We start from the raw sequence: 20,984 nt of genomic DNA on the forward strand, positions 1-20,984 counted from the left end.
GCGTTGGGCGGCAGTTCGCTGGTGCTGGTCACACTCGGTCTCCTACCTTTCGCCGCGCGGCGGCGCGCTGCCGGGCTGCGGCACGCTGCTTGGCTCGATCACGAACTCCGCCTGCGCTTTCGGCCTTGTCTACTTCTTCCAGGCCGAGCTGGCGGATGAGGTCGGTGGTCAACGCGGCCAGCGAGGCCCCCTGCAGCAGCAGGGCCACCGGCGGCTCGACACCGAAGTCGCCGCGGACCGTGTTCCGAATTCGCACGGCCATCAGCGAATCCATGCCCAGCTCGGTCAGCGGCCGATCGGCGTCGATCGTGCTGTCTTTCGGGTAACCCATGATAGCCAGGATCCGGGTGGCGAGTCGCCCGATAACGACCTGGTTGGCTTCGGCGGCAACGAGTTCGCGCAACGCGTCGGGACCGGCCCAGTCGTCGTCCTCGCTGTCGATGTCGAGTTCCTCGGCCAACTTCGCGAAGTAGCCGAGTTGCTGGATCTCCGGGAACGCCGCCGCGGCGCGGTCCAGCCGCAGCCGGGCCACACCGATATTGACCGGCCGGCTGGCCAGGATGGCTTCCAGCGCCTCGATGCCCTCGGCCGGTGAAATGGGGTCCAGCGCACTGAATGTCAAGGTACGGGCGACGCCGATATCGGACCACTGACCCCAGTTGATCGCGGTGGCAGGCAAACCCGACGCCCGTCGCCAGTCGACCAGACCGTCGAGCCAGGCGCTGGCGGCGGCGTAGGCGCCCTGCCCGGGCGCCCCCAGCAGTGACGACGTCGAGGAGAAGCCGAGCCACCAATCGAGTTCTGCGCCTTTGTCACCCGAAGTCACCGAGTGCAACCGCAGCGCGCCATTGGCTTTCGGAGCCCATACCCGCTCCAGGCTGTCCTGACTGAGGCCGGCGACGATCTGGTCGTCGAGCACGACAGCGCTGTGCATCAGGCCGCGCAAGCTCAGCCCGGTCTCCTCAGCCGCGTCCACCAGCTTCTCGGCGACGCCCGGCTCGGCGATATCGCCCAGCACGACGGCGATTTGCGCCCGCTGCTGCAATTCGTCGACCAGCGCCTGCGCCTCGTCGGACGGTGTGGACCGGCCGTTGAGCACCACGCGTCCGGCGCCGCTGTCGACCAGCCATCGGGCCATGGCCAAGCCCAGCCCGCGGAGACCACCGGTGATGATGTAGGAACCGTCCGGCCGCACCACCGTGTCGGCCTTGGCGTCACTCAGTGTCGCGCGGGAAAGCCGTTTGGCGTAACGCTTTTCGTCGCGCCAGGCGATGATGTCGTCGCCGGTCAGGCCGAGCTCGTCGGTCAGCCGGGCCACTGCGTCACCGGGCAGGTCGACCAACGTGGTGCGCAGGTCCGGGTGCTCGTAGGCCAGCACCCGGATCAGCCCGGTCAATGCGCTGATCGACGGATCGCCGGATTCGCCGTCGCGGACTGCCAGCCCGTCGCGGGACACCACCCACAGTCGAGGCGGTTTGCCGTGCCAGCCGGTGAGGATCGTGCGAACCGTCGACGCGACTGCCCAGGTCAGGTCGCGACCGCGGCCCGCGGCGTCGTCGGACTCCGAGCCGTCGAACGGCTCCCGGCCCGCGAAGACGACCACGCCCACCGGTGGCAGCTCAGGGTCTCCTGCGGCTTGCGAGAACGCTTCCAGCACAGCCGATTCCCGAGCCAGGTCAGCGGTGACGACCCGGCGGGTCGGTGAGCCGAATGCGGCGGTGAATTCCCGCGCGACTGCCTCGGCTTCGGCGCCGTCGGTCAGCACCAGCCAACTGCCGTCGGCCGGCTGCGCCGCCGAGTCGACCTCGGTGTGCACCCACTCGGTGTTGAAGATCTTCTGCTCCAACGGCATCGGCACGGTGCGGCGCTGCACGCGTTGCAGGTAGATACCGCTGATCTCGGCGGTGGGCTTGCCGGTGTCGTCGGTGATCAGGACGCGGCCCATGATGCCGGCCCCGTCTGCGTCTGGGTTGACCAACTCGGCGCGGCACCGGGCGCGGCGTCCGACTTCACCAAACACCCGGATCTTCTCGAAGGACACCGGCAGATAGGTCGCCTCGTCGGAATCGGCCAACGATTCGCTCGACAGCGCTGCGGCAAGGCCCTGCAGCGCAGCATCCAGCAGCACCGGGTGAATGCGGTATCCGCGATGGCCGGTCGCCTCGTCCGGCAGCACGATCTCGGTCTCCGAGGTGCCGTTGGGGCCCCGCACGATGCGGGTCAGCGCGGCGAACGCCTGCCCGTGGTGCAGGCCGGTGGCGCGCAGCGCGGCATACAGATCGGCAGGCGAGAGCACCGTGCCGGGTTCCGACGAAGCGGGCGGCACAGTCGGTGCTTCCGACTGTCCCACTTCAACTTTCGCGACGGCGTGACGAATCCAGGCACCGGTGGCCGAGCGCGAGTGGATCTCGACGCGGATCTCGTCACCGTCCTTCTCGCCGCGGGTCAGCAGCGTGGTGAGCTGGGTCGACTCGCCGAGCGGCAGCATCTGCTCAACCTCGACGCCGACGGACACCGACTGCGCCGGCAACCCAAGGGCCTCACAGGCTGCCGCCAACGCGATCTCGCCGAAGCCGGTGCCGGGCATGACCGGTTGGCCGTGCACTTTGTGATCGAGCAGGTAGGGAACGAGGTCCGTCCCCACGTCGGCGGTGAAGACGTGGTCGCGGCCGGACGGCAATTCGACGTGCGTGCCCAGCAGTGGGTGGGCGCTGGCCGGTTGCCGGTTGGTCGCCGTCGGCGCCGCCCAATACCGGGCGTGCTGCCACGGGGTCGGCGGCAGATCGGCGATTCGCTTGACGCCGGTGTCGGCCGCGGCAGCCGATTGTGGCCGCACCGTCGCCAGTTGGGTGTGGAACGTCAACGTCTCCGGGTTGTCCCGGGTCAACGTCGCGGCCACCTGGATGCCGCCGCGCGGGCGAACCGATTCGAGCGTGCCGGCGATGGCGTGACTGAGCAGCGGATGCGGGCTGACTTCGACGAAGCTCGCGTGCTTTTCGGCCGCGGTGGCGACGGCCTGGCTGAACCGCACCGGGTTACGCAGGTTCACCACCCAGTAGTCCGCATCGAACAAGGGCGCCCGGCCGCCTTGACCGACCGTGCTGATCAACGGAATCTTCGGGGCCCGCGGCATCAAATCGGCCAGCGCCGTGCGCAACTCGTCGAGGATTGGGTCGACGGTCGGGTGGTGCGAGGCAACGTCCACCTCGACGCGGCGGGCAAGCCGGCCGCGGGCGTCGACGACCGCGATGGCCGCGTCGACCTGATCGGGCGGGCCGGCGATCACCGTCTGCTGCGGCGCCGCATACACCGCGATGGTGATGTCCGGGTAGTCGCCGACCAGTTTCTCCGCTTCCTCGGCGCCCAGTTCGACGAGCGCCATCGCGCCCTGACCCGACAGCCGCGACATCAACTTCGACCGCGTCGCAATGACTTTCAAACCGTCGGCGGGGCTCAAGGCACCCGACACCACCGCCGCGGTCACCTCGCCCATCGAATGACCGATCACCGCGTCGGGCTCCACGCCGTAGGACCGCCACAGCGCCGTCAACGCCAGCTGCATGCCCACCAGCACCGGCTGAATCCGCTCGATACCGACCACCGGCTCACCGGCAACCAGCACATCACGCAGCGAGAAACCCACCTGCGCAACGAAATCCGGCTCCAACTCGGCCACCGCCGCAGCAAAAGCCGGCTCGTCGGCCAACAACTGCCGACCCATCCCGGCCCACTGCGAACCCTGACCCGAGTACAAGAACACCGTGCCCGAACCCCGAGGCGCCTCACGCGGACCGACCACACCGGGCGTGGGCTGCCCCGCTGCCAGTGCGCGCAGCCCGGCCACGGCCTCGTCGCGGTCACGCGCGCAGACGGTGGCGTACTTGTTGTGGCGAGTGCGGTAGAGGTTCACGGTGTGGGCGATGTCGGCCAGCGGCACGCCGGCGCCGTCGCCGGACATCCACTCGGCCAGCACCGCCGCCCACGACGCGATGCGCTGCTCGGTTTTGCCAGCGATCGTCAACGTCGTTACCGGAGAAGCTGATTCGGCTTCCGACAGCGGCGCCGGTTCCGGGCCCTGCTCGACGACGACGTGGGCGTTGGTGCCACCGATGCCGAACGACGAGATCGCGGCCCGTCGCGGACCTTCTTCGGCGGGCCACGGGGTGAGCTCGGTCGGGACGAACAGCCGGGTCGGTTTGGGGTCGATCGCCGGATTCCATTGCGCGAAATGAAGATTCGGCGGGATCTGAGCCCGTTGCACCGACAACGCGGCCTTGATGAAACCGGCGATGCCGGCGGCCGCCTCGAGGTGGCCGAAGTTGGATTTCACCGCGCCCAACGCGCACGGCTTGTCGCCGCGGCCGTACTGGTCGGCCAGCGCTTCGAATTCGATCGGGTCGCCCAGCCCGGTGCCGGTGCCGTGCGCCTCGATGAAGTTCACCGAGCCCGCCGTCACGTCGGCGCTGCGCAGCGCCCGGGCGATGACATCCTGCTGCGCGATGGTGTTGGGCGCGGTCAGGCCGTTGGAGCGGCCGTCCTGGTTGACCGCCGAGCCGCGGACCACGGCCAGCACCCGGTCGCCGTCGCGAACCGCGTCGGTGAGCCGCTTGAGCACCACGACGCCGCAGCCCTCACCGCGGACGAACCCGTCGGCGCGGGAGTCGAAGGAATGACAGCGGCCCTGCGGGGACAGCATTCCCCACTTGGCCATGGCGATCTGGGTTTCCGGCCGCAGGATGAGGCTGACGCCGCCGGCCAGGGCGAGGTCGCTCTCCCGCAACCGCAGGCTCTGGCAGGCCAGATGGATGGTGACCAGCGACGACGAGCATGCGGAGTCGATCGCCACCGCCGGACCGCGCAAACCCAGTGTGTAGGCGATGCGGCCGACCGCGACAGCGTGGGCGTTGCCCGTCGCCGAGTAGGCATCGATGGCGTCCGGGTTGGCCGCCGAAATCGTCTGGTATTCACCGTAATACACGCCCATCATGACGGCGGCCCGCACGCCGGACAGATCCTCGGTCGCGATGCCGGCGTGCTCGAGCGCTTCGAAGGCCACTTCGAGCATCAGCCGCTGCTGGGGGTCCATCGCTTCGGCTTCGCGTGGAGAGATGCCGAAGAAGTCGGCGTCGAAGCCGGCCACATCGGACAGGAAGCCGCCCCACTTCGACGACATCCGGCCGGGAGCGAACTGGTCGGGGTCGTAGAACTCGTCGGCGTTCCAGCGGTCCGCCGGGATTTCGCTGATCCCGTCACCACCTGAGGTCAGGAACTTCCAGTAGCCCTCCGGGCCCTCGGCGCCGCCGGGGAACCGGCAGCCCATGCCGACGACCGCGATCGGCTCGGCAGAAGCGACCCGCGACGCCTTGTCGAACTGCTGCGTCAGCGCGTCCCGCTTGTCGCCGGGCATCGCCGAGACTCTGTCGTAAATCGTCGCCATCAGAAGATTCCGCTCTCACTGCCCGCCGACGCGGACTCGACGCTGTCGAACAACTCATCCAGCACACTGCCCGCCGAGTCGGCTGCCAGATCGTCAGCGTCCTCCTCCGGCACCTCCGGGGGTGCAAGCAGGCCCGCCACATACGTCGCCAGTGACGCGATGGTCGGATGGTTGAACAACATATTCGCCGAGAGGTCGATTCCGACCAGCTTCTGGGTTTCTTTCAGGACAGTCATCGCCATCATCGAGTCCAGACCCAGTTCGGGGAACGGTGCGTCGAGGTTGACCGCCGACGGCGACATCCGCAGCTCACGGGCCAGGATCGCGCGCAGCCTGGCCTGCAGCTCGGTGAGCCGGTGCTCGGCGCTCAATTGCGACCAGTCCGGCGCCGCGGCCACCGACCCGTCCGCATCGTCCGGTCGCTGCTCGACGGCGCTGACACCGGTGACCGCGTCGAATTCGGAGACCAGCTGGGCGAAGTAGGCCAGTTCGCGGAATTCCGGAGTTGCCGCGACGACGCGGTCGAGCCGCAGCCGCCCGACGCCGACCCGCTTGATCGGACCGCCGACCAGCGACTGCAACGCCTCGATGCCCTCGTCGGGGGTGATCGGGTCCAGGACGCTGTAGGTCAGCGACTTGCTCATGCCGACACCCGACCACTGGCCCCAGTTGATCGCGGTGGCCGGCAGCCCCGACGCGCGTCGCCACGCCACCAGCGCGTCCAGCCACGCGTTGCCGGTCGCATACGCCAGCTGGCCCGGCAGACCCAGCAGCGTGGCCATCGACGAGAAGCCGACCCACCAGTCCAGCTCCCGGGTCACAGTCACCGCGTTGAGCCGCAGCGCTCCAGCGACCTTGGGCGCCCACACCCGTTCCATACCTTCGCGGGTCAGCGCGGCCACCAGGCCGTCGCCGGTCACGCCGGCGCCGTGCACCAGCCCGCGCAGCGGGCGTCCGGTCTGCTCGGCGGCCTCCACCAGCTCCTCCGCGACGCCCGGCGTGGCGATGTCGCCGGCCACGAACACGATCTCGGTGTCGCCGGCCAGCTTGTCGAGGTCCGCGCGCTGGGCGTCGGACGGTTCGCTGCGGCCGTTGAGCACGATGCGGCCGGCGCCGCGGTCGACGAGCCAGCGGGTGACGACCGTGCCGAGCCCGCCCAGGCCGCCGGTGATGATGTAGGAGCCGTCGGCGCAGACCACCGCTTCGCCATGACCGGGGTCCAGCGTCGCGCGCACCAGTCGCTCGGCGTAACGGCCGTCTGCGCGCAGCGCAACCACGTCATCGTCCGCCGCCGAGGACAACTCGGCGGTCAGTGCCGCGACAAGATCGTCTGAGTCGCCCAGGTCGAGCAGGGTGGCCCCCAAGTCCGGTTCGCCGGCCAGCACGCGGGCCGCTTCCCCGGGGAACCGCCAGTTGCGGATCAGGCCCTTGAGCGCCCCGACCGCCGGGTCGCCGGGTTCGTCGTCGCGGACCGACAGGCCGTTGCGGGTGACCACCCACAACCGCGGCGAGGTGCCCTTCCAACCTTCGACCGCGGCGTGTGCAGCGGCGGTGATCTCCAGGATCAAATCCTGCGCGCGGCTCAGCGCGGCATCGGTGTCGTCGCCGCCGAACGGCCGGTTGTCCAGCACTACGAGAATGCCGACCGGCGGGAAGTTCGCGTCACCCGCGGTCTGGGCGAAGGTGTCCGACACCGAGCCGGACAGCGGTCCAGTGACCACGCGACGGGTCGGCGCTTGCAACCCGGCCGCGATCTGATCGGCGAAAGCGGTTGTCTCAGCGATTTTTTCGGCCAGCACCACCCAGGTGCCGTCGGGCACCGCGCCGCCGGCGGGCACCGGGCTCGCCACCCACGCTGCGTCGAAGATCTGCTGCCCGAGGTCCATCGGCACCGAGCTGAGGTCGACGGGACGCAACTCGATGCCGGTGAGCTCCGCGACCGGGGTTCCGGTTTCGTCGGTGAGGACGATGCTGCCCCGATAGCCGCCCTGCGCCTCGGCCAGCTCGGTGTGGCAGTGCACCCGGTCGCCGATCGCGCCGAACACCCGGATCGTCTCGATCGACACCGGCTGGTACGACGTGTCGTCGTCCGCCTCGGCGGGCACGGCGGCGGCGAGTTGGCGCAACGCGGCGTCCAGCAGCACGGGATGGATGCGGTATTCGGGGTGATGCGCGACCTCGTCGGGCAGCACGATCGCAATGCTCTGCTCGACGTCGCGGTTCGCCGGCGGCGCAGCCTGCGGGGCTGCCTCGATGTCGGCCACCGCGTAGCGAGACCAGGTTCCGCTGCTCGAACGGGCATGAATTTCAACGCGATTGGCGCCGGCGTCCTGCGACAGCTGCGTGGTCAGGCGGGTGTGCGCGTCAACGATCAACGGCTTCTCGATGGCCAGGGCGCTGACCTGAATCCCGTCCACCGGCAAGCCAAGCCCCTGAGAACCGGCCGCCACGGCGATCTCGGCGAAGACGGCCGCCGGCGAGACGGCCTGGTTGCCGAAGTCGGTCTGCCAGACGTGCTCGTGACCGGAGGGCATCTCGACGTGCACACCCAGCAGCGGGTGCACGTCGAGCAACTGCCGGTTGGCGGGTTTCTTCTCGACCCAGTAGCTGGCATGCAGCCACGGCGATGCGGGAATGTCGACGCGCCGCCGCCCCTTCGTCACCGGCTCGGTGACGCCGAGGGTTGCGAGTTGCTCGTGGACGGACAGGGTTTCGTCGTCGCCGCGCTTCATCGCCGCGGTCACGGTGAAGCGGTCACGCGAGGACACCGAGGCCAACGTCTCGCCGATGCCGTGCGTGAGCAACGGATGCGGGCTGACTTCGACGAAGGTGGCGTGGGTTTCGGCCGCGGCGGCGACGGCCTGGCTGAACCGCACCGGGTTACGCAGGTTCACCACCCAGTAGTCCGCATCGAACTTCGGCGCCCCGCCGTCTTGACCGACGGTGCTGATCAACGGAATCTTCGGGGCCTGCGGCTTCAGATCGGCCAGCGCCGTGCGCAATTCGTCGAGGATCGGGTCGACGGTCGGGTGGTGCGAGGCAACGTCGACCTCGACGCGGCGCGCCAGCAGGCCCTGCGCGTCCACCGCCGCGATGGCCGCGTCGACCTGATCGGGCGGCCCGGCGATTACCGTCTGCTCCGGCGCCGCATACACCGCGACCGTGACGTCCGGATACTCGCCGACGAACCGCTCGGCCTCCTCGGCGCCCAGTTCGACGAGCGCCATCGCGCCCTGACCCGACAGCCGCGACATCAACTTCGACCGCGTCGCAATGACTTTCAAACCGTCAGCCGGGCTCAACGCGCCGGCCACCACCGCCGCGGTCACCTCGCCCATCGAATGACCGATCACCGCGTCGGGCTCCACCCCGTAGGACCGCCACAACGCCGTCAACGCCAGCTGCATGCCCACCAGCACCGGCTGAATCCGCTCGATACCGACCACCGGCTCACCGGCAACCAGCACATCACGCAGCGAAAAACCCACCTGCGCAACGAAATCCGGCTCTAACTCGGCCACCGCCGCAGCAAAAGCCGGCTCGTCGACCAGCAGCTGCTGACCCATCCCGGCCCACTGCGAACCCTGACCGGAATACAAGAACACCGTGCCCGAACCGTGCGGCTTCTCGCGGGCCTCGACGACACCGGTCGCCGGCTCGCCGGCGGCCAGCGCGCGCAGACCTTCGATTGCGTGCACCCGATCACGTGCGACGACGGCCGCGAAGCTGCGGTACCGCCCGCGGTAATTGTTGACGGTGTGGGCGATGTCGGCCAGCGGCACGTCGGCGCCGTCACCGTCCATCCAGTCGGCCAGCATCGCCGCGATCGGCGCGATGCGCGCGGATGTCTTCCCGGACACCACCAGGGTGCTGACCGCCGGTTCCGGTTGCGCTGCAACCGTTTCGGTGACAGGTGCCTGCTCGATCACCACGTGGGCGTTGGTGCCGCTGACGCCGAACGACGAGACGCCCGCGCGTCGTGGCCGGCTCACCGCCGGCCATTCCATCCCGTCGGCGGCGATGGTGAACTTCGACGCGCCCGCGCCCGCGTTCGGAGTCAGCGCGGTGAAGTGCAGGTGCCGCGGAATGTAGCCGTGGTTGATGCTGAGTACCGTCTTGATGAATCCCGCGATACCGGCCGAGTTCTCCAAATGGCCCATATTGGTCTTGACCGAGCCGAGCACCAGCGGCGCCGACTGGTCGCGTTCACCGAAAACCGCGCTCAGCGCGTCGAGTTCGATCGGGTCGCCCAGGGCGGTGCCGGTGCCGTGCGCCTCGATGTAGTCGATCTCTGAAGGCTGCACCCGGGCCGACGCCAACGCCGCCCGCAGCACCGCCTGTTGCGCGGGTCCACTGGGCACCGTCTGCCCGCTGCTGGGGCCGTCCTGGTTGACCGCCGACCCGCGCACCAGTGCCAGTATCGAATCCCCATCGCGCACAGCATCACTGAGCCGCTTGAGCACCACCACGCCACAACCCTCGCTGCGGACGTAGCCGTTGGCGGCGGCGTCGAAGGTCTTGCACTGACCGTCCGGGGCCAGCATCCCCCACCGGGAACAGGCGATGCTGTTCTCCGGGGTCAGGATCAGGTTGGTGCCGGCGGCCAGCGCGTGGTCCGTCTCGCGCTTGCGTAGGCTCTGGCAGGCCAGGTGGATCGCGACCAGCGAGGACGAGCAGGCGGTGTCGAGCACCACCGCGGGGCCGTGCACGCCGAGGAAGTACGACAGCCGTCCCGCGGCGAAGTTCGACGCGTTGCCGAACGGCAGGTACGGATCGAAGTCTTCCGGCCGCACCCCGCCGTCGGTGGACAGCCAGTAGTAGTCGCTGGTGGTCAGACCGACGTAGATCCCGGTCTGGGTGTTGCGGATCGACTTGGGTGTGATGCCGGCGTTTTCCAGTGCCTCCCAAGCGACTTCGAGCAGCAGTCGCTGCTGGGGGTCCATCGCGATCGCTTCGCGCGGGGAGATGCCGAAGAACTCCGCGTCGAATTCGTCGGGCTGCCACGAGGTGAGGAAGCCACCCTCGCGGTTGGCGATCTTGCCCGGGCGGGTGTGGTCCTCGGCGTAGTACGCGTCGGCGTCCCAGCGGCTTTCGGGAACCCGCACCACGCCGCTGCGCCCGTCCTGCAGCAGCTGCCAGTAGTCGGCGGGCGTGCTGACTCCGCCGGGGAGCCGGCAGGCCATGCCGACCACCGCGATCGGCTCGGTGTCGGCCTTTTCGGCGATCTCGAGGCGGGCGGTCAGGTCATCGATCTTGCGCAGCGCATCGGTGATGATTGCCCGACGGTCTGGCGGTGCTGTCATCGCGCTTAACCCAACCTGTCCGAAAGCTGTTTGAGCAGTTCGTCGTCGCTGAAGTCGTCATAGGCGTCGGCGTCGTCATCCTCGGCCGCCTCGACCAGCTCGGGCAGCAGGGTGGCCAGGTAGTCCGACAGCGCCTCGACGGTTGGATAGTCGAACACCACTGACGCGGGCAGCGTTTCACCGAGGCTGTCCGACAGGGCGCGCTGCAGGGTCACACTCATCAGCGAGTCCATCCCGGACTGGAAGAAGCCCGCGGTCGGATCGAGCAATTGCGGCGAGGCCAACCCCATCGCCTGGACAACCTGCGTGGTGACGTGATCGACCAGCAGGCCGCGGCGTCGAGCCGGCTCGGCGTCGCGCAACGTCTCCCGTAGCTTGGTCGTGTGGGCGGCGCCACCGTCGTCGGCGCCGTCGTGCACGGTCAGCAGATCGTCCACGATGTGCAGGGCCGCCCTGGTGCGGTACGCGGTGGCGAGCAGGCCCCAGTCGGCGGCGACCACCGTCGGGCGGGCCGGCGCACCGGGTCCGGTCAGCAACGGCAGCACCTTGATCGCGACGTCGTCGGCCATCGGCAGCAGACCGGAACCGCTCGTGACCTGACGCTCCTCCTCGGATTGCCCGTCGGACAACGACTTCCACAGACCCCAGTTGATCGCGGTAGCCGGCAGGCCGGCGGCCCGGCGGGCCATCGCGAAGGTGTCCAGGAAGGTGGTCGTCGCCGTGTAGTGGGCCAACCAACGGGATCCGGTCAGGCCGGAGATCGACGAGAACAACACGAACTGCTCGATCGCATGCCGCACCGAAAGCCGGTGCAGCAGCGACACCACGTCCAGCTTGGGCCGGAACATCGCGGTCACGTCGTCGGTTGTCATGTCCAGCAACGTGATCGGACCACCGGCGAACGCCGCCACGTAGATGCCGGCCAGCGGCGGCAGATCGGCGCCGAAACGGTCGAACACCGCGCTCATCGCCGACTCGTCGGCCGCGTCGGCGGCAACCGTCACCACTGAAGTGCCTGCGGGTACCAGGCTCGCCGCCAGCTCGTCGAGCTTGGAACCGGGGTTGCGCGATACCGCGACGACGGTGCCCGCACCCGATTCGGACAGTTGCCGAATCAAGTGCGGCCCGATGTTTCCGGTCGCACCGATCACCAGATAGCTGTGGTCCTTGTCGAGCGTGGCCGGCTCCGTGGCCGGCGGATACCCCTTGTGCAGTCGCGGAACTCGACGCTGACCGGCCCGGTAGACGACCTGGTCTTCGCCGTCGTCGGCGCGCGCCTCGTCCACCACGTAGCGGGCGACCACGCCGTCCGGCACCGACTCGTCGACATCGATGACGCCGCCCCAGAATTCGGGGTGTTCCAGGGCCAGCGTGCGGCCCAAGCCCCACAGCACCGCGTGGGCGGGGTTGCCCCGGTCGCCTTCGCTGACCGGTTGGGCGTTACGGCTTAGCAGATACAGCCGCGGCGCGACACCCATGTCGGCGATCGCGGCGGACAACCGCCGCGCGGCGTTGAACAACGCGTATCCCGCTTCAAAGTCGAACGGCCCGCCGGTCACCTCGGGTGCGTACAGCACATGCGTCACCCCGGCCAGCGCGTCGGTGATCGCCGTCGGGTCCGCCCCGTCGGCCAGCAACGACGACGGTTCGACCATCGCGGCGAATTCGTCGCCGAGGACATGACCGATCTCGGCGCCCAGCCCGGAGTCGGTGATCACCAGCCACGAGTTGTCGGCATCCGCCTCGGCAGCGGACAGTTCCCGGACCGGCCAGTCCAGCTGCAGATACCACTCCGACGGAATCGGACCGTCGAGGGCAGCCGAATCGACTGGCCCCGCAACACTTCTGACCGGAGACAGCGGCCGCGGGTTGACCCAGTAGTGGCCGTGGTGCCACGGCGTGGTCGGCAGCACCGGGTGCGGTTCGACCGGATGCGAGGTCTGCGGTGGATGGTTGGTGTGGACGGTGTTGAGGTTGGTGTGGAAGATGACCGTGTCGTCGCCGTCCCGCCACAGCGTTCCGGTGCTGTGGTGGTGGTTCGCGGGATCCAGCGTGTCGGTGACCGCGTGGGTCAGGATCGGATGGGCGCTGATCTCGATGAAGGTGGTGTGCTCATCGGCGGCCGCGGCGACGGCCTGGCTGAGCAGTGCCGGCCGGCGCACGTTGGCCACCCAGTAGTCGGCGTCCAGCAGCGGCGACGTGAGACCTTCGGTGACCGTCGAATAGAACGGGATGGTCGGGATCTCGGGCGTCAGATCGGCCAGCGCCGTGCGCAAGTCGTCCAGGATCGGGTCCATGAACGCGGTGTGCGACGCGACCTCCATGTTGACCCGACGGGCGAACTTGTTCTGCGCGCTCACCGCGGCGATCACCGCATCGACCGCGGCCACCGGGCCCGCGATCACCGTCTCCTTCGGCGAGATATAGCCCGCCGCAGTCACATCGGGGTAATCCGCGATCAATGCCTCGGTGGCCTCGGCGTCGAGTTTGAGCAGCCCCACCGCGCCCTGGCCGGCCAGCTGTGACATCAGCTTCGAGCGGATGGCGATCACTCGCAACCCGTCGACCACACTGAGCGCACCGGCGGCCACCGCGGCGGAGACCTCACCCATCGAGTGACCGATCACCGCGTCCGGGTGCACGCCGCAGGAGCGCCACAACTCGGTCAGCGCCAATTGCAGCCCCATCAGCACCGGCTGAACCTGCGCATCACCGCTGATCGGCTCACCGGTTTCGATAATCTTCTGCAGCGAAAAGCCAACCTGCTCAACGAAAATCGGGTCCAACTCGGCGATCGCCTCGGCGAACACCGGTTCGTCGGCAAGCAGTTGCCGGCCCATGCCCGCCCAGTGCGAACCCTGGCCCGAGTACACGAAAACCGTTCCGGGGCCGCACGGCCCGTCGTGCGCGGCCACCACGCCCTCGGCCGCCCGGCCGTCGGCCAGCACCCGGAGTCGCTCCACCGCCTGTGCACGGTCGCGTGCGGCGACGGTGGCAAAGTGCGGGTGGCGCTCGCGGTGGTAGTTGAGTGTGTGCGCGACGTCGGGCAGTCGCACGTTCGCGCCGTCACCCTCCAGCCAGTCGGCCAGCGACGCGGCCAGCGACGCGATCCGCTCCTTCGACTTGCCCGATACGACCAAAGTGGTCACCGCCGGATCGGCCTCGCGGATAACCGGCACCGCTGCAGGAGCCTGCTCGATCACCGCGTGAGCATTGGTGCCACCGAACCCGAACGACGAGATTCCGGCCCGCCTCGGGTGCTCGGTCTGCGGCCAATCCTGTTGCTTGTCAACAACTTTCAGGCGCAGCTGATCGAACGGGATGTGCTCGTTGGGGTTGTGGAAGTGCAGGTTCGCCGGGATGCTCCCGCGCTGCACGGCCAGCACCGCTTTGATCAGGCCCGCCGCACCGGCCGCGCCCTCGAGGTGGCCGATGTTCGTCTTCACCGTGCCGATCAGCAGCGGCGCGTCTTCGGGACGCCCGCGTCCCAGCACCGTACCGAGCGCACGGGCCTCGATCGGGTCGCCGAGCGGCGTCCCGGTCCCGTGGGCCTCGATGTAGTCCACCTCTTGCGGCGGCACACCGGCGTTGGCGTAGGCCGAGCGCAGCACCGCCATCTGCGCCGCGGGGTTGGGCGCCAGCAGGCCGTTGGAGCGGCCGTCCTGGTTGACCGCCGAACCCCGCACCACCGCGAGCAGTCGGTCGCCGTCGCGCACCGCGTCGCTGAGCCGCTTGAGCACCACCATGCCGCAACCCTCGCCGCGGATGAACCCGTCGGCATCCGCGTCGAACGCATGGCAGGCACCCGTCGGAGACAACGCGCCGGTCTGATCGAAGGCGCGCACGACCGCGGGCGCCAGCATCAGGTTGACGCCGCCGGCCAGCGCCACGTCGGAGTCCCCGGTGCGCAGGCTCTGGCAGGCCAGGTGCAGCGCGACGATCGACGACGAGCAGGCGGTGTCGACGGTGACCGACGGGCCGCGCAGATCCAGGAAGTAAGACAGCCGGTTCGCGACGATGCTCAGCGCGCCACCGGAATTGCTCCACGCGTCGACGTTGGTCAGGTCCAGGGCCGCCACGTATCCGTAGTCGGTGTAGCACGCGCCGGTGAAGACACCGGTCTGCGAGCGGCGCAGCGAGCTCGGCGGAATGCCGGCGTGTTCCAGTGCCTCCCAAGCGACTTCGAGCAGCATCCGCTGCTGCGGGTCCATCTTGGTCGCTTCGCGGCTGGAGATGTCGAAGAACTCGGCGTCGAAGGCGTCGATGTCGTCCAGGTATCCGCCGAAGCGGGTGGTGCGGGCCAGAGCCGCTGTCGTCTCAGGCGAGCCGTCGTCGAACGGCGCCCACCGGTCCGGCGGCACCTCGGTGACGGCGTCCTTGCCGTCGACCATGAATTCCCAGAACTCGTCCGGCCCGTGGATGCCGCCGGGGAACCGGCAGCCGAGGCCGATCACCGCGATCGGCTCGTCGCTCTGCACCCGGTGCGGCTCATCTTCGGCTTCGGCAGCGGTGAGGGCATCGGCGTCGGTCAGGAAGCGGGCCAGCTCGGCGATCGACGGGTGCTGCCAGAACTCCACCGGCGACACCTTGCGGCCGAGCAGCTCGGACAACTCGCCGGAGAGCACGACGACGTCCCGCGAACCCAGACCCAGGTCGCTCATCGGGGCGTCAAAGTCGATGTCGTACGGGTTGCACCCGACGTTCGTGACGAGATAGTCGGCCAGCCAGTGTCGCAGCGCCCCTTCGTCATACGACGACGTCATGACCAGACCTTCAGTCGGCTGGATGCACCTTCCCGGTAGCGCCTCATCACAAACCCCTCTCACTGCCGGCCGGTGCCGATTCCACGCTGTCGAACAACTCACTCAGGACGCCGCCGTCCGAATCGCCCTGCGAGTCGAGCTCGCTGTCCGATTCCGTCTGCGGCAGAACCTTTTTCGCGAGATGCCCCGCGAGTGCAACGATAGTCGGGTAGTTGAAGAGCATCGTGGCGGACAGCTCGATGCCGACGAATTGCTCGGTGTCCCGGCGCACCGACATCGCCATCACGGAGTTCATGCCAAGCTCGGCGAACGGCCGGTCCAGCTCGAGTTCGGATTCGGGCATCTGGAGTTCGCGGGCCAGGATCGCACGCAGGCCATCCTGGAGTTCGCGGTGCACGTCGTCGGCCGACATCTCCGACCATGCCGGTGACGTCCCGGACGGCTCGGCGTCCGTCGACTCATCCGACGACGGCAGCGGCGCCATCACGGCCTGCGCGACGTCGTAGCGCTCGAGGTGGTCCCACGCCGCGAAGGCTTCCTCGGCGGTCACCGGGCGCGAGCCCAGTCGTTCGAGTTCCTGCAGCGCGATCTGCGCGTCGGCGCCGAAACCGAGGCCGCGCCAGGCGACCCAGTCCTGGCTGACGGTGTGGCAGCCCTGGCCGTGCCGAGCCCGCGCCAGGCCGTCGAGGTAGGCGTTGGCCGCCGCATACGCGCCCTGGCCGGGGACACCGAAAACGGCACCGGCCGCGGCCGTCAGGAAGAAGAAGTCGACGCTGCCCGGCGGGAACGCCCGGTGCAGTACCTGCGCGCCGGCGATCTTCGGCCAGATGGTGCGGCGCAGGTGGCTCTCCTCGACGTCGGTGAACAGCTGCGCGTCGGTGATGCCGGCGCCGTGGATGATGCCGCGGACCGGCGCCGCTCCCTCGGCGTCACGCTTGGCCAGCAGGGCCTGCACGGCGTCGGCCGAACCGATGTCGAGGGACACGGCTTCGACTGCGACACCGCGCATTTCGAGCGCCCGGATGGCGGCGATCTTCTGCTTGGTGTCGGCGTCGTTGGTGTCGGCGTCCCACTCCCGCCGCGGCGGCAACGGGGTACGGCCGGCCAGGATGACGCGACGCGCGCCGTGGTCGGCCAGCCAGCCGGCCATCAGCAGACCGAGCGCACCCAGGCCGCCGGTGATTAGATATGCCGCGTCGGGCCGGCAGCGCAGCGGCTCCCGCTGCGTCTCACCGGCCACCGGCGCAAGGGCCTGGGTCACGAATTCGCCATTGTGCAGCGCCAGAATGGTTTTGGCCGGTGTCCGCAGAATCGTCGACAGCGCGGGCAACTGCTCGCCGATGTCCACACCGTCGGGCAGATCGACCAGACCGCCCCACAATTGCGGCTGCTCGGCCCGGATCACTCCGGCCGTGCCCCACAGCGGGCTTTGCGTGACGGCGGCGTCGGAACTGCCTTCGCGTACACCGCGAGTGATGATCCACAGCGCGACCGGGTTGTCGTCGTCCCGCTCGGCCAGACCCCGTACCAGCTCGGCCAGTTCCATCGACGTGCGGATCGCGAAGTCGGAATCAGTTTCGCCAGTGTGGATTTCCGGGATGTAGATGACGTAGCGCGCGTCGGCGACGGTCGCCGCCGAGTAGCCGGCGCGGCCCAACCCGTCGCGCACGGTGTGATCGCCGATCACCGCGACCGTGCGCGGGCCGTCGTCGTGACCCGCGTCGGGCGTGAACGGCTGCCAGTCGATGGCGTGCACCATCGTGGCGGGATCGTCGGCCCGGCCGGCGGCCGCGCTCGAGTCCACCGCGGTGTAGCGCAGCCCGTGTACCTCGACGCACGTGCTGCCGTCGGAGGTGGTGACCGCGACATCGACGACGAGCTCTTCGTCGTTGCCGCCGCGACGGCGGACCTCGACGTGGCCGTGCGGCTCGGCGAGCTCGGCGCCGAAGTGCACGCCGGCGACCGCGGCCGGCACCATCAGCCGCGGGTTGGCGCTGTCCAGCAGCCGGCCGAGATGAATTGCGGCGTCCAGCAACGCAACTGACGATGCTTTGGTCAGCTCGACGTCGGCATGCAGGACACCGGCCTTCGACTGGCAGGAGCCGACCGACCAGCCGAACGGTCGTCCTTCGCTGCCCCACGTCTGCCAGAATTCGGTGACCGACTCGTCGGTGAAATCGGTATCGGTGGCACCCGGAGCGGCAACCGCGTTGTCCGACTGGGTCTCCGGGGCGTCAGCGATGCGCGCGGTGGCGTGGCGAATCCAGTGCTGCGCCTCGGAGGCGCTCGATGACACCGTCACCGATCCGCCGTCGGCGACCACCTGGATGACCCGCGGCTCGCCGATGACGATCGGGTAGTCGAATCGGACACCGGACAGCTTCGACCCCGCGGCTTCGCAAAGCGTTTGCAGCAGAACCGATATCGGGATGATCTCGACGCCGTTGTTGTGGTGCGACCCGGGATACGGCTTCGTGGTGGGCGCGAGCCGCGCCTGCCACAGATGTGCCGGCGGTGTCGCGGCTACCGGGATGTGCTGACCGAGCAGCGTGCCGGGCTTCGGCGCGGATTCGGCTGTCTTGACAAAGTGTTCGGCGCTGATCCAGTGCTCAGAGTGATGCCACGGCGTGCTGGGCAGCACCGGATGCGGCTCGGGCGGGTGCGGCAACTCGGGCGGACGGATGGTGTGGGTGCTGTTGAGGCTGGTATGGAAGCTCACCGTGTCATCGCCCTTGCGCGACAACGTCCCAACGCTGTGATGGTGGTCGGTCTCCAGCGTTTCGGCGACCGCGTGCGTCAGCGTGGGGTGCGGGCTGATCTCGATGAAGGTGCCGTGCTGCTCGGCGGCAGTGGTGATGGCCTGATGCAGCCGCACCGGCTGGCGCACATTGGCGACCCAGTAGTCGGCGTCCAGCGGCGGTGTGCCGTCGGCGACGGTGGAAATGAACGGGATCGTCGGCGTCTTGGGCGTGAGATCGGCTAGGGTCGAACGCAATTCGGGCAGGATCGGATCCATCATCGCGGTGTGCGAGGCGACTTCCATGTTCACTCGCCGCGCGAAACGCTCCTGCGCGCTGACCGCGACGATCACCTCGTCGACCTGCGCCACCGGCCCGGCGACCACGGTCTGCCGCGGCGAGAGGAACCCGGCAGGGCTCACCGTCGGGTAGTCGGCGAGGAAGGCCTCGGCCGTCTCGGCGTCCATCTCCAGCAGCGCCACCGCGCCCTGGCCGGCCAGCCGCGACATCAGCCGCGATCGGGTGCCGATGACCCGCAGCCCCTCGTCGGGGGTGAGCGCACCGGCGACCACGGCCGCGGTCACCTCCCCCATCGAATGTCCGATCACCGCATCGGGTTCCACGCCGTAGGAGCGCCACAACGCGGTCAGCGCCAACTGCAGACCCATCAGCACCGGCTGCACGCGCGCATCGCCGGATACCCGCTGGCCCTCGGTCAGCACCTGCTGCAGGGAGAACCGCATGTGCTCGACGAACAGCGGCTCCAACTCGTCGATCGTCTCGGCGAACACCGGCTCGTCGGCCAGCAGTTGCCGACCCATGCCGGCCCACTGCGAGCCCTGGCCCGAGTAGACGAAAACGGTGCCCGGCTTGCAGAACCCTTCGTGCGGGCCGACCAGGCCGATCGCCGACTGGCCCGCCGCCAGCGCCTGCAACCCGGCTACCGCGTGGGCCCGGTCGCGCGCGCACAACGTGGCGAATGTCTTGTGATGGGTGCGGTGGTGGTTGAGAGTGTGGGCGATGTCGGTCAGCGACACGGCGGCGCCCGCTCCCGTCATCCAGTCGGCCAGCACCCCGGCCGTCGATGCGATCCGCGCCGGCGTCCTGCCCGACACAACCAGGGTGGTCACCGCCGACTCCGGTTGCGGTGCAACAGCTTCGGTGACCGGTGCTTGCTCGATCACCACGTGGGCGTTGGTGCCGCTCACACCGAACGACGACACCCCGGCTCGCCGTGCCCGCCCCACCGCGGGCCAGGGCATCCCGTCGGCCGCGATGGTGAACTTCGACGCTCCTTCGACGGCGTTCGGGGTCAGCTTGGTGAAATGCAGATGCTGCGGAATGTAGCCGTGCTGCACGGTCAGGACGGTCTTGATGAAACCGGCGATGCCGGCGGCTGACTCCAGGTGACCCAAGTTGGTCTTCACCGACCCCAGCACCAGCGGCGCCGAGCCGTTGCGCTCGCCGAAAACCTGGTGCAGTGCACCCAACTCGATCGGGTCGCCCAGTGCTGTACCCGTGCCGTGCGCCTCGACGTAGTCGATCTCGGAGGGCTCCAGCCGCGCCGACGCCAGCGCCGAGCGCACCACCGCCTGCTGAGCGGGCCCGCTGGGCACCGTCTGACCGCTGCTGGGGCCGTCCTGGTTGACCGCCGACCCGCGCACCACCGCCAGCACCGAATCGCCGTCGCGTACCGCGTCGCTGAGCCGCTTGAGCACCACGACGCCGCAGCCCTCGCTGCGGACATAGCCGTCGGCGCCGGCATCGAAGGTCTTGCAGCGGCCGTCGGGGGCCAGCATCCCCCACCGCGAGGTGGCAACGCTGTTTTCCGGGCTCAGCATCAAATTCACGCCGGCCACCAGCGCCTGGTCACTCTCCCGCTTGCGCAGGCTCTGGCAGGCCAGATGCACGGTGACCAGCGACGACGAGCAGGCGGTGTCGAGCACGACCGCGGGGCCGTGCGCGCCCAGGAAATAGGACAAGCGTCCGGCAGCAAAGTTCGCCGCGTTCCCAAACGGGACATGCGGGTCGACCTCTTCCGGCGGCAGTCGGCCGGCCAGGGTCAGCGTGTAGTCATACGTCGTCATACCGACGAACACCGCAGTCTGGGTGCCGCGGATCTCCGGGGCGGTGATACCCGCGTTTTCCAGTGCCTCCCAGGTGACTTCGAGCAGCAGCCGCTGCTGGGGATCCATCGCCGCGGCCTCGCGCGGCGAGATCCCGAAGAATTCGGCGTCGAACTCGCTGGGCCGCCAGGACGTCAGAAAACCGCCCTCTTTGCTGACGATCGTGCCCGGTATCGAGTGATCGTCGGCGTAGAAGGCGTCGGCGTCCCAACGCTCCGACGGAACCTCGACGATGCCGCTGACGCCGTCTTGGAGCAACTGCCAGAACTGCGCGGTGCTGTCCACTCCCCCGGGCAGCCGACAGCCCATTCCGATCACCGCGATCGGCTCGGTGTCACCCTTTTCGGCGATTTCCAACCGCGCCGTCAGGTCGTCGATCTTGCGCAACGCCTCGGTGATGATCGCCCGACGGTCCGACGGTGCAGCAGTCATCGCGCTCCCCTCGGTGTGTTGGAAAGTCGTTGCAGTATTTCACCGTGTGCGAGAAGCTCGGCCCCGCCCACGGAGATCATCCGGGCGTATCCGGTCGGTTCGCCTCGTTGCACCGACGATGTTCAGCCCAGCCGAAGTGTTCGATATTACCGGCAAACGGGCGGTGCTGAACCAAGCCCCCCTGT

Annotated in this window: 4 protein-coding genes; all 4 read right to left on the reverse strand. The window is 68.9% G+C overall.

Translation table 11 applies throughout. The annotated features are described in order from the left end of the window. Positions 1 to 28: 28 nt before the first annotated feature. From G6N27_RS09200 to G6N27_RS09215, 4 genes are read right to left on the reverse strand one after another with little or no spacing between them, the layout of a single operon-like run. Positions 29 to 5,437, reverse strand: a complete 5,409-nt coding sequence (locus G6N27_RS09200) for a type I polyketide synthase (RefSeq protein ID WP_269474252.1) — start codon at positions 5,435 to 5,437, stop codon at positions 29 to 31. After that, the gene (locus tag G6N27_RS09205) at positions 5,437 to 10,740 is read right to left on the reverse strand and encodes a type I polyketide synthase (RefSeq protein ID WP_163776059.1); all 5,304 of its coding nucleotides are present in this window, start codon (positions 10,738 to 10,740) and stop codon (positions 5,437 to 5,439) included. The genes G6N27_RS09200 and G6N27_RS09205 overlap by 1 nt, the downstream gene beginning before the upstream one ends. 5 nt (positions 10,741 to 10,745) lie before the next feature. Beyond that, on the reverse strand, positions 10,746 to 15,503 hold the full coding sequence (locus G6N27_RS09210) for a type I polyketide synthase (protein ID WP_163776060.1): 4,758 nt from the start codon (positions 15,501 to 15,503) through the stop codon (positions 10,746 to 10,748). A 46-nt stretch (positions 15,504 to 15,549) separates the two neighbouring features. After that, positions 15,550 to 20,799 (reverse strand): type I polyketide synthase, encoded by a 5,250-nt coding sequence (locus G6N27_RS09215; protein WP_163776061.1) that lies wholly within the window; start codon positions 20,797 to 20,799, stop codon positions 15,550 to 15,552. Positions 20,800 to 20,984 lie beyond the last annotated feature (185 nt).

The sequence above is a fragment of the Mycobacterium cookii genome (assembly GCF_010727945.1).
GTDB classification, from domain to species: domain Bacteria; phylum Actinomycetota; class Actinomycetes; order Mycobacteriales; family Mycobacteriaceae; genus Mycobacterium; species Mycobacterium cookii.

Coding starts and splice junctions, on each gene's coding strand:
- G6N27_RS09200 (WP_269474252.1), bottom strand. CDS start 5,437: ATGGCGACGATTTACGACAGAGTCTCGGCGATGCCCGGCGACAAGCGG.
- G6N27_RS09205 (WP_163776059.1), bottom strand. CDS start 10,740: ATGACAGCACCGCCAGACCGTCGGGCAATCATCACCGATGCGCTGCGC.
- G6N27_RS09210 (WP_163776060.1), bottom strand. CDS start 15,503: ATGACGTCGTCGTATGACGAAGGGGCGCTGCGACACTGGCTGGCCGAC.
- G6N27_RS09215 (WP_163776061.1), bottom strand. CDS start 20,799: ATGACTGCTGCACCGTCGGACCGTCGGGCGATCATCACCGAGGCGTTG.